This window comes from Paenisporosarcina sp. HGH0030, assembly GCF_000411295.1.
GTDB lineage: Bacteria > Bacillota > Bacilli > Bacillales_A > Planococcaceae > Paenisporosarcina.
The window spans coordinates 193237-207651 of the sequence record NZ_KE150421.1; the positions used below are offsets into that span (position 1 = coordinate 193237).

At 40.6% G+C, this 14415-nt stretch carries 14 protein-coding genes and 1 other annotated feature; of the genes, 12 read left to right on the forward strand and 2 right to left on the reverse strand.

Features of this window, described 5'->3' with window-relative positions; genetic code table 11:
- The first annotated feature begins 68 nt into the window (after positions 1 to 68).
- The 4 genes from argF to HMPREF1210_RS00990 all read left to right on the forward strand — a co-directional run bounded on the left by argF (position 69) and on the right by HMPREF1210_RS00990 (position 2324).
- Positions 69 to 1034, forward strand: a complete 966-nt coding sequence (gene argF / locus HMPREF1210_RS00975; protein WP_016426718.1) for an ornithine carbamoyltransferase — start codon at positions 69 to 71, stop codon at positions 1032 to 1034.
- Between the two features lie 137 nt (positions 1035 to 1171).
- Positions 1172 to 1381: a helix-turn-helix transcriptional regulator gene (locus tag HMPREF1210_RS00980; protein WP_016426719.1), complete on the forward strand. Its 210-nt coding sequence runs from the start codon at positions 1172 to 1174 to the stop codon at positions 1379 to 1381.
- Positions 1378 to 1878: a hypothetical protein gene (locus HMPREF1210_RS00985; protein ID WP_016426720.1), complete on the forward strand. Its 501-nt coding sequence runs from the start codon at positions 1378 to 1380 to the stop codon at positions 1876 to 1878. The genes HMPREF1210_RS00980 and HMPREF1210_RS00985 overlap by 4 nt, the downstream gene beginning before the upstream one ends.
- Positions 1878 to 2324, forward strand: coding sequence for a small multi-drug export protein (locus HMPREF1210_RS00990; RefSeq protein ID WP_016426721.1), 447 nt, complete (start codon positions 1878 to 1880; stop codon positions 2322 to 2324). Before HMPREF1210_RS00985 ends, HMPREF1210_RS00990 begins: the two co-directional genes overlap by 1 nt.
- A gap of 34 nt (positions 2325 to 2358) precedes the next feature.
- Here HMPREF1210_RS00990 and sspI read toward each other — a convergent pair whose 3' ends face one another.
- Complete coding sequence (sspI, locus tag HMPREF1210_RS00995) at positions 2359 to 2568, reverse strand: small acid-soluble spore protein SspI (protein ID WP_016426722.1); 210 nt, start codon at positions 2566 to 2568, stop codon at positions 2359 to 2361.
- 93 nt (positions 2569 to 2661) lie between these two features.
- Between sspI and HMPREF1210_RS01000 the strand changes: the two genes are divergently transcribed.
- From HMPREF1210_RS01000 to pheT, 3 genes are all read left to right on the forward strand, one after another.
- Positions 2662 to 3432 (forward strand): RNA methyltransferase, encoded by a 771-nt coding sequence (locus tag HMPREF1210_RS01000; protein ID WP_016426723.1) that lies wholly within the window; start codon positions 2662 to 2664, stop codon positions 3430 to 3432.
- Between the two features lie 51 nt (positions 3433 to 3483).
- Positions 3484 to 3718, forward strand: a binding site (T-box leader).
- A 261-nt stretch (positions 3719 to 3979) separates the two neighbouring features.
- Positions 3980 to 5017, forward strand: a complete 1038-nt coding sequence (pheS, locus tag HMPREF1210_RS01010; RefSeq protein ID WP_016426725.1) for a phenylalanine--tRNA ligase subunit alpha — start codon at positions 3980 to 3982, stop codon at positions 5015 to 5017.
- A 12-nt stretch (positions 5018 to 5029) separates the two neighbouring features.
- A complete protein-coding gene (pheT, locus tag HMPREF1210_RS01015; RefSeq protein WP_016426726.1) occupies positions 5030 to 7441 on the forward strand; it encodes a phenylalanine--tRNA ligase subunit beta in 2412 nt (803 codons plus the stop codon).
- Between the two features lie 182 nt (positions 7442 to 7623).
- Here pheT and rnhC read toward each other — a convergent pair whose 3' ends face one another.
- Entirely contained in the window at positions 7624 to 8562 is a 939-nt protein-coding gene (gene rnhC, locus HMPREF1210_RS01020) for a ribonuclease HIII (protein WP_016426727.1), read from the reverse strand.
- 90 nt (positions 8563 to 8652) lie between these two features.
- Here rnhC and zapA point away from each other — a divergent pair, with 90 nt between their 5' ends.
- From zapA to HMPREF1210_RS01045, 5 genes are all read left to right on the forward strand, one after another.
- The gene (gene zapA, locus HMPREF1210_RS01025) at positions 8653 to 8913 is read left to right on the forward strand and encodes a cell division protein ZapA (RefSeq protein ID WP_016426728.1); all 261 of its coding nucleotides are present in this window, start codon (positions 8653 to 8655) and stop codon (positions 8911 to 8913) included.
- Between the two features lie 4 nt (positions 8914 to 8917).
- Positions 8918 to 9457, forward strand: coding sequence for a CvpA family protein (locus HMPREF1210_RS01030; RefSeq protein WP_016426729.1), 540 nt, complete (start codon positions 8918 to 8920; stop codon positions 9455 to 9457).
- A gap of 167 nt (positions 9458 to 9624) precedes the next feature.
- The gene (gene polX, locus HMPREF1210_RS01035) at positions 9625 to 11325 is read left to right on the forward strand and encodes a DNA polymerase/3'-5' exonuclease PolX (RefSeq protein WP_016426730.1); all 1701 of its coding nucleotides are present in this window, start codon (positions 9625 to 9627) and stop codon (positions 11323 to 11325) included.
- 13 nt (positions 11326 to 11338) lie between these two features.
- Complete coding sequence (locus HMPREF1210_RS01040) at positions 11339 to 13702, forward strand: endonuclease MutS2 (RefSeq protein WP_016426731.1); 2364 nt, start codon at positions 11339 to 11341, stop codon at positions 13700 to 13702.
- A gap of 99 nt (positions 13703 to 13801) precedes the next feature.
- A complete protein-coding gene (locus HMPREF1210_RS01045; protein ID WP_016426732.1) occupies positions 13802 to 14215 on the forward strand; it encodes a DUF350 domain-containing protein in 414 nt (137 codons plus the stop codon).
- The last annotated feature ends 200 nt before the right edge of the window (positions 14216 to 14415 follow it).

Here is a 14415-nt window from a genome sequence, read left to right on the forward strand (position 1 = left end):
TTCACTTGTAATTATAAATATTCAAATATATAATGACTATACATAATTATAAAGAGGAGTGAATATTTATGAAATTACTTGAATTCGTAAATCTTGAAGTAGTAGAAAGTGTGAAAAATAAAGACTTGTTAACATGGCTCGACTATACTTCAATGGAAGTAAAACAATTGTTGGAACTAGCAACCAATCTGAAGAAGTTGGCTAAAAACAACGTGCACCCTCCACTACTGGCAGGAAAGACGGTAGGGCTCATATTTGAAAAACACTCAACCAGAACGCGTATTTCATTTGAAGTTGGAATCAATCAATTAGGTGGTCATGCAATGTATATGCATGCAAGAGACTTGCAAATCGGACGTGGGGAGCCTATTTCAGATACTGGAAAAGTATTATCGGGTTACATGGACGGCATTATGATTCGTGCCCATTCACATAAAATGGTCGAAGAATTAGCTGAAGCTGCGAGTATTCCTGTCATCAATGGCTTAACAGATCTATTCCATCCCTGCCAGGCTTTAGCCGATGTCCTGACGATTCATGAAGTGAAAGGCTATTTAGCAGGTTTAAAACTTGCTTACGTGGGGGACGGGAATAATGTAGCACATTCTCTCGTTATTGCGTGTGCTCATTTAGGAATTGATGTATCCATTGCAACTCCTAAAGGTTTTGAAATTGATTCCACGATTCTTAACAAGGCTCAAAAACTAGCCGCTTCAAATGGTTCAAGCATCCTGGCGACTAACAATCCAATTGAATCTGTATCAGGTGCGGATGTCATTTATACAGATGTCTGGACCAGTATGGGGCAAGAAGAAGAGACAGCCGCGCGACTTGATGCTTTCAAAGAGTATCAAATTAATGAAGATCTCGTGAAACACGCTAAAACGGATTATTTATTCTTGCACTGCTTGCCCGCGCATCGTGAGGAAGAAGTCGCAACATCTATCATCGATGGTCCGCATTCAGCTGTATTTGAACAAGCAGAAAATCGACTCCATGCTCAAAAAGCCATATTAGCATCGTTTCTGTCATAAAGTAGAAAAGCTCCTGATTAATTTTTCAGGAGCTTTTTTATGGAAAAAATTACATTAAATTTGTTAATGATACTTTACTTAATGTTAACTATAGTTTACATTATGAATATAATACTTAACATGAAGAGGTGGAAGGCATGCTCCATAACCGAGTCAAAGAGCTTCGTGCCCGATTTGGTTTTTCGCAAGGTGAACTGGGTGAAAGGGTGGGTGTTACACGACAAACCATTGGATTTATCGAAAAAGGAGATTTTTCACCATCGATAACATTGGCATTAAAACTGTCACGAGAGTTTGAAATAAGTGTAGACCAATTATTTTGGTTAGAAGGGGATAAACCATTATGAAAAAAGATTTACGCGTGCAGTATCCTTTATGGCAAATGGCGTTTATTGTATTGTTTGGTTTTATAGCATTTAGTTTAACAGGTGCCTCCACAGAGCTATACAAAACATCTGAAGAATTCAGTTTTTCCGTAGAGCTCGATGCATTGGAATCATTTTTATTGTTGGGTGCTCTTTTTATTACAGTTTTGATGATCACAATTTTTTCGATGAAAATCTCTAAACATAACAAGCAAAATCCATCTCAAAAACTATCACTGTGGCAGATTCGACCATTGGAATACTTGGAGCAAGATGAAGGCATGATGTACATTACGAGAAGAGCTGCACAAAAAGTTTATACATTCTTTGTGTGGGCACTGCCGCTTATGGCAACGATTTTCCTAGTATTTGAATTATCTAGATTCTGGATGATTTTCGGTATATTGATCTTGGCGTGGATGCAATATTTAATTTATTACATTGAAGTACGAAAACATTTTTCGGATGGGGAAGAATAATGTGGGAATATTTTTTAGTGTTTTTAGGGGCGGCCATTCCATGGCTTGAAATGGCCGTGGTAATTCCACTAGGTATCATAACGGGACTAAATCCTTTTTGGGTAGTCGTCATTGGCTTTATCGGAAATATGGTAACGGTCTTGGCATTAATCATCGGATACAATAAATTTAAAATATGGTTAGCGAAAAGACGCGAGGGGAAAGTACAGAAAGAATCCAAGCGCAGTGAACGTGCAAAAAGGATTTGGAATAAATATGGGCTACCTGGAATGTTGTTGCTTGGACCCATACTGATTGGGACCCACATTGCTGCATTTATCGCGATGACATTGGGGGGGAGCAAAAAACAGACGACCATATGGTCTGCTATCAGCATTGCTTTGTGGGCATTGATATTCGGAATATTAACAGCACTCGGCTTTGATTTCTTTGTCCGGGAAATATAAATGAAAAAGTCTCCGTGCAATACGGAGACTTTACTTATCCTTGGAAAGATTGTTCCAAGTGTCTTAATACTGATTCTTTTTCAGGTTCACCAGCTGTTTTCCACCATTTTTCAAAAAACACACCAAGTCCAGGGAGTAAATGTTCTTCACCCCGTTTGATGGCATCTTCAACTACTTCACGAATTTCTGTAGCACTATTGCCAACCATGTTGGCTGTGATTGCATCTCGAATTTGAAAGTTCATAATCTCTCCTCCTCACACCTCATTTTGTCCGCTACTATCGCCACTTATACATGAATTTGATACACTTAAAAGAAAAAGGCGGTCGTACAATCGATGAAACGTATTGAATCATCACAAAACTCACAAGTGAAACATTGGAAAAAGCTTGTTTCCGTTCGAAAAGAACGTGATAAATCTGGAGAATTTTTAGTCGAAGGCTTCCATTTGGTTGAAGAGGCATTAAAGAACAAGTCGAATGTGTTAGCCATGATTGTAAGAGAAGGAACAACAATTCCAACTGGCTTGAATGTAGATGATGTAGACATTATTGAAGTCACAATGGATATTGCGAAAGAAATTGCCGAAACAGAGCACTCACAAGGAATATACGCATATTGTAGTCAACAAGTGGCAACAGAGGAGCAACAACAAACTTGGAAAAAACTTCTCTTTATTGATGCTGTTCAAGATCCAGGGAATGTCGGGACAATGATTCGCACAGCTGATGCTGCCGGAATGGATGCCGTCATTTTAGGAAAAGGATCGGCAGACGCTTATAATCCGAAAACGGTTCGTTCCGGTCAAGGTTCGCACTTTCATATTCCGATAGTCAAAGGCGATTTATCTCAATGGGTTCAAATCTGCAAGGCGCAGGAAATACCTGTGTACGGTACGTCATTGGACGAATCGGTACTGTATAACCAAGTGAAACCTCAAGCGCGATTTGCATTGATTATGGGCAATGAAGGAAGCGGGCTTTCGCCAGAGCTTCTTGTTCAAACAGATACGAATTTGAAAATTCCATTGCTAGGACAAGCTGAATCATTAAACGTAGCGGTCGCGACAGGTATTCTTTTATACACATTAATTCCTCAATCAAATTGAATGTTGATGAAACCGTAATTCGAGCGTATAATAGTATCTAATTTGATACATTCAAAAGCTGTGACCGGGAAGAGTACATGAAACCCTTTATTTCAGGAAGTTTGCACCGAGACTGTGAGTGCAAATAATAAAGATTCATCGAAGTTCACCCCGTTAGCTGCCATCAGGACCAGCAATTGCTGTAAAGGTGCGCCGGTGAAGAGCCGTTAATTCAATGAAGTGATTACGTCTGGATACTCAGCGTAGTAATCAGGGTGGTACCGCGAAAATGTTCCTCGTCCCTTTTTTAGGGGCGGGGTTTTTTTTATTTTTTACTATGTTAATGAATGTTGTTGATGTTGAAAAACGAAATAGTGCATTTGCGCCTTGCATGAAAAGGAACGAAGGTAAAAAACGCCACGTTCTACTCCTGCGGTTACTCGTCGCAAAAAAAAATTGTGGCAACACCTTCATGACCCACTTCATGCGGGACATGCGGCTAGCGCAAATGTAAGATAAACAACAGTATTATTAAACATTGCTTTACTTCATGGAAGGAGATGTACACATGCAAGAACAATTACAACAATTGAAAGACGAAGCGATCGGCAAAATTCAAGCCGCTTCAACTGTGAAAGAACTGCAAGACGTACGTGTTGCGTATTTAGGGAAAAAAGGACCGATTACCGATTTGTTAAAAGGGATGGGTAAACTTCCGGCTGAAGAACGTCCGCAAATGGGTGCCTTGGTCAATGTAGTACGTGAAGAAGTAACTGCCGTACTCGATGAGCGCCTAGTTATTTTAGAAGACGCTGCCATTCAACAACAACTTGAAAATGAATCAATTGATGTGACATTGCCGGGTCGTCCAGTGAAAACAGGAAATCATCATCCACTGACACGTGTCGTGGAAGAAATCGAAGACCTGTTCATCAACATGGGCTATGAAATTGCTGAAGGACCCGAAGTAGAAAAAGACTACTACAATTTCGAAGCATTGAACTTGCCAAAAGGGCATCCTGCTCGTGATATGCAAGATTCATTCTACATTTCGGAAGATATTTTACTGCGTACTCATACATCCCCAGTGCAAGCACGCACAATGGAAGCAAAAGGTGGAGAACCCATCAAAATTATTTGTCCTGGTAAAGTGTATCGACGTGATAATGATGACGCGACGCATTCACACCAATTCACACAAATCGAAGGACTTGTGATTGGCGAAAACATTCGTATGAGTGATTTAAAAGGAACGTTATCAGTATTTGCGAAGAAAATGTTTGGAGACGATCGTGAAATTCGTCTGCGTCCAAGTTTCTTCCCCTTCACTGAGCCTTCGGTTGAAATGGATATTTCTTGTTTCAAATGTGGCGGCAGTGGCTGTAATGTTTGTAAAAAAACAGGCTGGATTGAAATTTTAGGTGCCGGTATGGTACATCCAAATGTATTGGAAATGGCAGGATACGATTCAAAACGTCTGTCAGGATTTGCATTTGGTATGGGACCAGAACGCATTGCGATGTTGAAATATGGAGTGGAAGACATTCGTCATTTCTATACAAATGATGTGCGATTCGTATCGCAATTCCACCGGACGGAAGTGTAAGGAGGAGATCACATGCTCGTTTCTACAAAATGGCTAGCAGATTATATTGATACTAAAGGGTTGGCTCCGGCTGAACTCGCTGAAAAAATTACTCGTTCAGGAATCGAAGTGGACGCAGTTATCGACCGCTCACATGGCATGACAAACGTAGTTGTAGGTCATGTATTGGACTGCGGCAAGCATCCTGAAGCGGATAAATTATCGATTTGCCAAGTGGATGTCGGAGAAGAAGTGACACAAATTATTTGTGGCGCACCGAATATCGCAGCAGGTCAAAAAGTAATTGTTGCACGTCCTGGCGCTGTATTACCAGGCGGCATGAAAATCAAAAAAGCGAAGCTTCGTGGCGAAGAATCGAACGGGATGATTTGTTCCCTTCAAGAACTTGCGATTGAAGGGAAACTTGTACCTAAAAAGTATGCTGAAGGAATATACGTTTTACCTGCAGATATACAAGCTGGTGCTGATGCACTTGAAATTTTAGGATTAAACGATACGGTACTTGAATTAGGCTTGACGCCTAACCGTGCTGATGCGATGAGCATGCTTGGTGTAGCGTATGAAGTCGGTGCCATTCTTTCTGAAGATATGAAATATCCTGAAATCAACTATGCTTCGTCAAGTGAAGTAGCAGAAAACGTCTTGAAACTTCGCGTAGAAGATGTAGATGCAAACCCGATGTACGTGGCAAAAGTAGTCAAAAATGTTGTCATCGGCGAATCGCCATTATGGTTACAACAACGCTTGATGGCTGCAGGTGTACGACCTCATAACAACGTTGTGGACGTAACGAACTACGTCTTAATGGAATATGGTCAACCGCTACATGCATTTGATTACGACCGTTTACAAACGGGAGAAATCGTTGTCAGAGCAGCACATGCAGGCGAAAAAATCACCACTTTGGATGACCAAGAGCGTGAATTACAAGCTCATCATTTAGTCATCACAAATGGTCAAGAACCAGTGGCAATCGCAGGTGTTATGGGTGGGGCAAACTCAGAAGTACATGAAGGCACGACAACAGTGGTTATTGAGTCAGCTTATTTCAAACCAGCTTCTGTCCGTCAAACTTCAAAAGATCACAACCTACGTAGTGATGCGAGTTCTCGCTTTGAAAAAGGCGTGGATCCTAACCGTGTAGAAGCAGCTGCAGAAAGAGCTGCTCAACTGATTGCCGAACTTGCAGGAGGAGAAGTGCTGCATGGAAGTGTGAAATTTGATGAGCTGGATAAATCTCAAAAAGAAGTCATTGTATCACCTGACTTTATTAACAATCGTTTAGGAATGAAAATTTCTTTAGAAGAAATGACGTCAATTTTAAACCGTCTGAAATTTGATTTCGAAGCAGCGAATGGATTGCTTTATATTAAAGCACCAACTCGTCGCCAGGATATTCAAATAGAAGAAGATATCGTGGAAGAAATTGCGCGTATCTACGGATATGATGATATCCCGATGACCTTGCCTGAAGGTGAATCAACACCGGGTGGTTTAACACCTTATCAAGCACAACGTCGCTTAGTTCGCAACTTCCTTGAAGGTGCAGGCTTGCATCAAGCAATTACGTACTCATTAACTTCAAAAGAACTTGCACAGCGATTTGCTCTTGAAACGGCTCCAGTAACAGAATTGTTGATGCCAATGAGCGAAGATCGTAGCACTTTGCGTCAGTCATTAATTCCGCATTTATTGGAAGCAGCAAGCTACAACATTGCGCGTAAAGCTGATTCGGTGACATTGTTTGAAACGGGTTCAGTGTTCCTTGGTGAAACAGCAGAAGGACTTCCATCTGAAGAAGAGCATGTGGCGGCAGTAATGACTGGCAAATGGCTTGACCATAGCTGGCAAGGCGAACGCAAAACAGTCGATTTCTTTGTATTAAAGGGAATCATTGAAGGGCTATTTGCGAAGCTAGGATTAGAAAAACATGTATCATTTGAGCAAGTTCAAGTGGATGGATTACATCCAGGGCGAACTGCGTCAGTGAAGTTGGCAGATGAAGTGATTGGTGTTGTCGGTCAATTGCACCCAAGCGAACAAAAGAAACGTGATTTGAAAGAAACGTATGTAATGGAATTGAACATGGTGAAAATACTGAATTTCGCATTAGAGCCATTATTGTATACACCAGTACCACGTTTCCCATCCATTTCACGTGATATCGCTTTAGTCGTAAATCGCACGCAAGCTGCAGGCAAATTACAACAGATTATCCGTTCAGCTGGTGGGAAGTTATTGAAAGATATCCGCGTCTTCGATTTATACGAAGGAGAGAAAATGGAACCAGGTCAAAAATCGGTTGCATTCTCACTAACTTATGAAGATCCAGAACGTACATTAACAGATGAAGAAGTCGTGAAGGCTCATTCGAAAGTGCTAAAAGCACTTGAAGAAGAAGGCAACGCACAACTTCGAGGATAAAATAAAGGCTATTTCCACTTACCAATTGGTGAATGGGAATAGCCTTTTCATTTTGGCATTGCTTTACTCTACGACAGATATTAACATTCGTAAAAACAAAGTACATAGTAACGGATGAAGGTATATAACCTTGTAGGAAACAAAACAATCCACCTCGTATAATAAAGGTGGATTGTTTGCTCTTATTGTCTTCTTTTCTTGTTAGCAATAGCCATTGCTTTACCTGTGTTGGCGAAATGTTTTTTCGTAATGGATGAAAGAAATTCCTCGCCATTGCTCAAGTAAATTCGGGCAGCGACTTCATCCACTTTCGAACTCGCACCTTTTGGAATAGTCACTCCTGCTTTTAAACTGAGCTTATCCATTTCCTCCAAAAAGGCGACACGCGCCAATATGGAAGCGGCTGCCACAGATACATGTAATTGTTCAGCTTTTGTTGAGAAAAGCACATTCTCACGAATGATTTCTTTTTCTGCTTTCACATGATTGTAGTAAATGCCACGTTCGGCAAATTGGTCGATTAAAATGAACTCTGGTTTTTCAGGAGCTATTTTTGAGAGCACATGCTTCAACGCCTGATTGTGCAACAAGGCTTTTATTTTCCCTTGTGACCAGCCTTTTGCTTGGACGGTATTGTACTTCTCGTTGCCAAGAATCAATATGCTGTGTGTCAGTGTGTTTTTTAAGTCGGGTGCTATTTTCCGCATGAGGTCATCTGTCAGCATTTTGGAATCCTTTACACCAAGGAAATGAATAAGTTCGATTTTATCAGCAGGCACGTAACATGCGGCAACCGTCATAGGGCCAAAGAAATCACCGGTTCCCGTTTCGTCAGAACCAATAACAGATTTTAAAGCAAAACCTTCAGGTAGAGTATCTCCTTTTGCGGAACTCACTTTTTTACCTGCTTTCTCCTCTAATGTTCCCCAGCGCATCGCTTCGCGTGTAGAACCACTCCCTTGAAACAATACTTTGCCAGATTTATAGGCTGTGATGGAGGTGTCTGGTAGTTTTGCTGCGAAGACGACACCTGGTGCGTTTCGCTCAATTCTATTATTTGCATAATGAGTAAAAACTTCTTTTAATTGTATAGGAGATAGTTGCAACACTTCGTTCGACATGAACACTTTCCTTTCTTTGGCTACTTATTCACATGTGCAGGTATTTCATGGTATGATAATTTATAGGATTTTTGATGAGGAGGGTAACCTTTGTCAGAGCAACATAAAATACGAGTTTCAGTAGATATATATGGTCAAACGTATAAAATGCTAGGTTCGGAAACTAGCGGTCATATGCGTCTGGTTGCCTCTATGGTTGACGATAAAATGCGAGAAATCAATTCGCACAATCCCTCATTAGATAGTTCTAAGTTGGCTGTTCTTACAGCGGTCAATACAGTCCATGAATATGTTAAATTAAAAGAACAAGTAGAACAACTAGAAGAAGAAATCAAAAGGTTAAAGGGTTGAATACATGTTAGATATACTGATTATAGTTTTATTAGCAGCAGGATTATTTGTAGGTGCAAAACGAGGATTAATCGTCCAATTGATTCATATGACTGGATTCATTATTGCACTCATCGTTGCCTACTCCTATTATAAACCACTCGCTGAAAAATTTGTGTTGTGGATTCCATATCCTACTGTCGACTCGAGTTCAAGGCTGACATTTGCAATCGACAAATTGGATCTGGATCAAACGTTTTATCAATTAATTGCATTTGCACTTATCTTTTTTGTCGTGAAATTCGCATTACAACTAGTTGCATCCATGTTTGATTTCCTTTCTTACTTACCGGTACTGGGATTCATCAGCAGGATTGCAGGTGCAATTTTAGGCTTTATCGAATTCTACATATTGTTGTTTATCGTAATGTACGTAATTGCATTATTGCCGATAGACCCGTTCCAAAATTTGATCGAGAATTCAAATTTAGCGGAGTCCATGCTTAAAAGTACGCCAATTTTATCAGAGACGGTTAAAAACTGGTGGTACATCTATACTGAATAAGTGACTTCTCTCTTCTCGAGAGAAGTTTTTTTAAAGCGTCAGAATCTTGCTTTGCCTGTGAGTATTCATAACCGATAAATTCGTATTTAATACAAAACTCATTCTGCTGCTATTTCACGGTCATAATTGCCCGTGAAAATCAAATTATCAGGGACGAGGGAAGATATATGAATAAGAAAATCATCATTCGAACGTTGGAAAAAATCGCTTTATATATGGAGCTTAAAGGAGAAAACCCTTTTAAAGTATCGGCTTTCCGAAAAGCAGCACAAGCCCTTGAACTGGATGCAAGAAGTTTGGCTGAAATGGATGATGTCACGAAAATAAAAGGCATCGGAAAAGGCACAGCTGCTGTTATCGAAGAATTGATTGAAACGGGGAATTCGACTGTACTGGAAGAGTTGGAATCTTCGGTCCCAAGTGGACTCTTACCTTTATTGAAATTGCCTGGTCTCGGTGGGAAAAAAATAGCCAAGCTGTACCAGGAACTAGGGGTAGATTCTGCTGAGTCTTTAAAACAAGCCTGTGGCGAAGGGAAAGTCCAGTCACTTGCCGGATTTGGAGCAAAAACGGAAGAGAAAATCCTGAAAGAACTTGAACAGTTCAATTCTAGACCGGACCGTTTGCCAATTTGGCGTTTGGAATCAGCCGTATCAATAATCGAAGCAGTATTAAGTGGAATTAAACAAATTGATAAATTCTCTGTGGCTGGCAGTTTCAGACGTGTAAAAGAAACAAGTAAAGATTTAGATTTTATCATTGCTACCTCAGATGTGGTTACTGTTCGGGAAACTTTATTGAAAACCTTGCCCGTATCTGAAATTATCGCAGCTGGAGATACCAAAGTATCCGTTACGCTTGATTATGAAGAAATGATCGATGTGGATTTTCGATTGGTTGAACCTGCTGCATATACCACTGCGTTACACCATTTTACTGGATCGAAAGATCATAATGTGAAGTTGCGTCAAATCGCTAAAGCTCAAGGAAAGAAAATTAGTGAGTATGGAGTGGAGCAAGAAGATGGCTCGAATCAAACTTTTGAGTCTGAAGAAGATTTTTTTTCCCATTTTGGCCTTCCTTATTTTCCGCCACCAGTACGGGAAGATTCCCGAGAGTTTGACCGACAAGATGAATTGGAAACACTTATTCAAGTGAATGATATTCAATGCGATTTGCATATGCACACAACGTGGTCAGATGGTGCACATTCATTGAGTGAAATGATTGAAGCTTGCCTTGCAAAAGGATACACACATGTTGCCATCACCGATCATTCTCATTACTTGCGTGTAGCAAATGGGTTGTCTGCTGATCGGGTACGTCAGCAAATGGCTGAAATTAAAGAAATTCAAAAGTCATTTCCTGATATTAAATTGTTGGCTGGTACCGAAATGGATATACTGCCTGACGGTTCTCTCGACTTTGATGATGAGCTGTTAGAACAACTCGATTTTGTCATAGCATCCATTCATTCAAGCTTCAGCCAACCGCAGGAAAAGATCATGGATCGTCTATTGACGGCCATGAAAAATCCACATGTTGATATGATTGCGCATCCGACTGGCCGTATAATCGGACAACGAAATGGCTATGATCCAGATGTCCACCAGTTAATCAAATGGGCTGCTGAGTACGGAAAAATCCTTGAGTTGAATGCAAATCCTCATCGCTTGGATTTGGCGACTGAATATTTAGTTGAAGCTCAGAAGTTAAATGTACCGATTGCAATTAATACCGATGCACATAGCATCGACCATTTGCGATTCATGGATATCGGCGTGAAATATGCCCAAAAAGCATGGCTGAAACAGGACACGATCGTTAATACGTGGTCTTATGAGAAATTGATAAAATATTTGAAGTAATGGAGGTGTTGAAATGATCGCCAAACGCGCATTGAAAACACTTGAATTTGATAAAGTGAGAGACCAAGTTGCGAGTTTTTGTACATCATCACTTGGCAAAACCCATTTGGATTTACTTGAACCATCCATTGAGCTTGATACTGTGGTAAAACTTTTAGACGAAATGGATGAAGGGTTATCCGTTCTGCGTGTCCGGGGGAATGTTCCGATGGGTGGCATTTTTGATGTGCGCGGACATGCAAAACGTGCACAAATCGGTGGCATGTTAAGCCCGACTGAATTGATGGAAATCGCCAGCACCATTCGTGCCAGCCGTATATTACGTCAATTTTTTGAAGCCGTAGAGGAGTCGGAAGATATAAATATTCCGTACTTCCTGGAACGAAAACAAGCTTTGCCGATTCTTACTGCGCTGGAACATGAAATCATCGCATGTATAGATGACAACGGGGCTGTCCTGGATAGTGCCAGCACACAGCTTAGGACAATCCGCCAGCAATTACGGGCGCAGGAAAGTCGCGTTCGTGAAAAACTGGAAAGTTATACACGGGGAAAAAATGCATCGAAAATGTTATCAGATTCAATCATCACGATCCGCAATGATCGATTCGTTATTCCTGTAAAACAGGAGTATCGCGGAAACTACGGAGGCATAGTCCATGATCAATCTTCATCTGGTCAGACGTTGTTCATCGAACCGGATGCTGTCGTACAGGCAAACAATGAAATTCGCCGACTGAAAATGAAAGAGCAGGAAGAAATCGAACGTATATTGTTGGCGTTGTCCCTCGAGGTACAAGCAGTTGCTCATGATATATTTGTTCTGGTCCAAATTTTAGGTGAAATTGATGTGATTTTAGCGAAAGCAAAATACGGACAAGCAAACAAATGTACAAAGCCAGCTGTCAATGACCGTGGAATTATTCGGTTAGTGAAGGCTCGTCATCCTCTGTTAAACATCGAAGAAGCGGTAGCCAACACGATTGAATTCGGTGACGATATTACAGCGATTGTCATTACAGGACCGAACACAGGTGGTAAAACTGTCACCTTGAAGACCGTAGGACTGTGTACATTAATGGCACAGGCAGGACTGCCGATTCCTGTATTGGATGGATCAGAAATAACAGTGTTTGATCAAATTTTCGCCGATATCGGAGACGAACAATCGATTGAACAAAGTTTGAGTACATTCTCATCACATATGGTCAACATCGTGGATATATTATCTAAATTTGATGAACGTAGCCTCGTGCTATTTGATGAGCTCGGAGCAGGAACAGATCCACAGGAAGGTGCTGCTTTGGCCATCTCGATTTTGGACGAAGTGCACGGAAGAGGCGCTCGTGTAATGGCGACGACTCATTACCCTGAACTTAAAGCATATGGATACAATCGACCAGGTGTGGCAAATGCCAGTGTTGAATTTGATGTTGAATCGTTAAGTCCGACATACAAGCTGTTAATTGGTGTACCCGGTCGCAGTAATGCATTCGAGATTTCCAAAAGACTAGGTTTGCCTCTGCACATTATTAAACATGCACAATCATTTACAGGGACCGACCGTCATGAAGTGGAGTCAATGATCGCTTCACTTGAAGAAAGTCGCAAGCAGTCGGAAAGAGATGCAGAAAAATCGCATGCTTTACGGGTAGAATCCGAAAAAATACAAGCAGATTTGACAAGCCAGTTGCATCAGCTTGAAGAACAAAAAGAAAAGCTTGAACAAAAGGCGAAAGACAAAGCTAGAAAATTAGTGGATGAAGCGAAGAGAGAAGCCGAAAGTATTATCAGTGAACTTCGAAGCATGCAAAAAAATGCACAACTTGTAATTAAAGACCATGAATTGATCGATGTGCGCAAGCGACTTGAAAAAGCGGCACCGGAAAATTCAGTACTGAAGAAACAAAAACAAATTAAAGAACGAGAAATGACATTAACAGTTGGCGACGAAGTCAAAGTGTTAAGTTATGGACAAAAAGGTATTCTGCTTGATAAAGTTTCCGACTCCGAATGGAGTGTTCAAATCGGGATTCTGAAAATGAAACTACCTGAATCCGACCTGGAATATATCAAACCAGAAAAACCCAAACAAACTGTTGCAATGACCCATGTAAAAGGGCGCGACACATATGTGAAACTGGAACTAGATTTACGTGGAGAACGGTATGAAGACGCCATCCTGCGAGCGGAGAAATATATTGATGATGCTGTATTATCTAGTTACCATCAAGTATCGATTATTCATGGGAAAGGCACGGGAGCGTTAAGACAAGGAATTCAACAGTTTCTAAAGAATCACTCTCGCGTGAAAAGCTATCGCTTTGGAGAAGCAGGAGAGGGCGGACACGGCGTTACGGTTGTGGAATTAAAATAAGCGTTATCCTTAAACTCATTCTCATATCGGATAAAAGTTTTTTGAAACCTAAATCCATTTCAATCGTACAAGCTACAAAACGTCTAAAGGAGTTAACATATGTTAGGGATGGATTTTTGGCAACACCCATTAGTTGAAACAGCCGGCTATTTCAGTGTGGTCATCTTATGTTTGATATTGACCATGATTGTTTTTGAAATTGTCACAAAATATAAGAATTGGGAAGAAATCCAAAAAGGTAATTTAGCAGTCGCTCTGGCGACAGGTGGGAAAATTTTTGGTGTTGCAAACATTTTTCGTTACTCCATCGAAAATCATAATTCTTTACCTGAAATGATAGGCTGGGGTTTATACGGTTTCGGATTGCTAATCATTGCATATTTCCTGTTTGAATTTTTAACGCCAAAATTCAATATTGACCGTGAGATTGAGAATGACAACCGATCTGTGGGATTCATTTCATTATCGATATCGGTCGGCCTGTCATTTGTCATAGGGGCGAGTATTTCTTAGGAGCGGATTCATTTGGAAAAATTATCGAAAATATTGCTCGGTGTTTGCGTTGCTTTTATCGTAGTAGGCATCGTGTATTTATATTTACAATGACTTTAGTTGCGTGGGGTGTGTAAAATGTCCCATGCTTTTTTCTTATTTAATTGTAAGCGGATTCATTTTTCTTTATAATAAAGAATAGGAATATTCAAACGATTAAA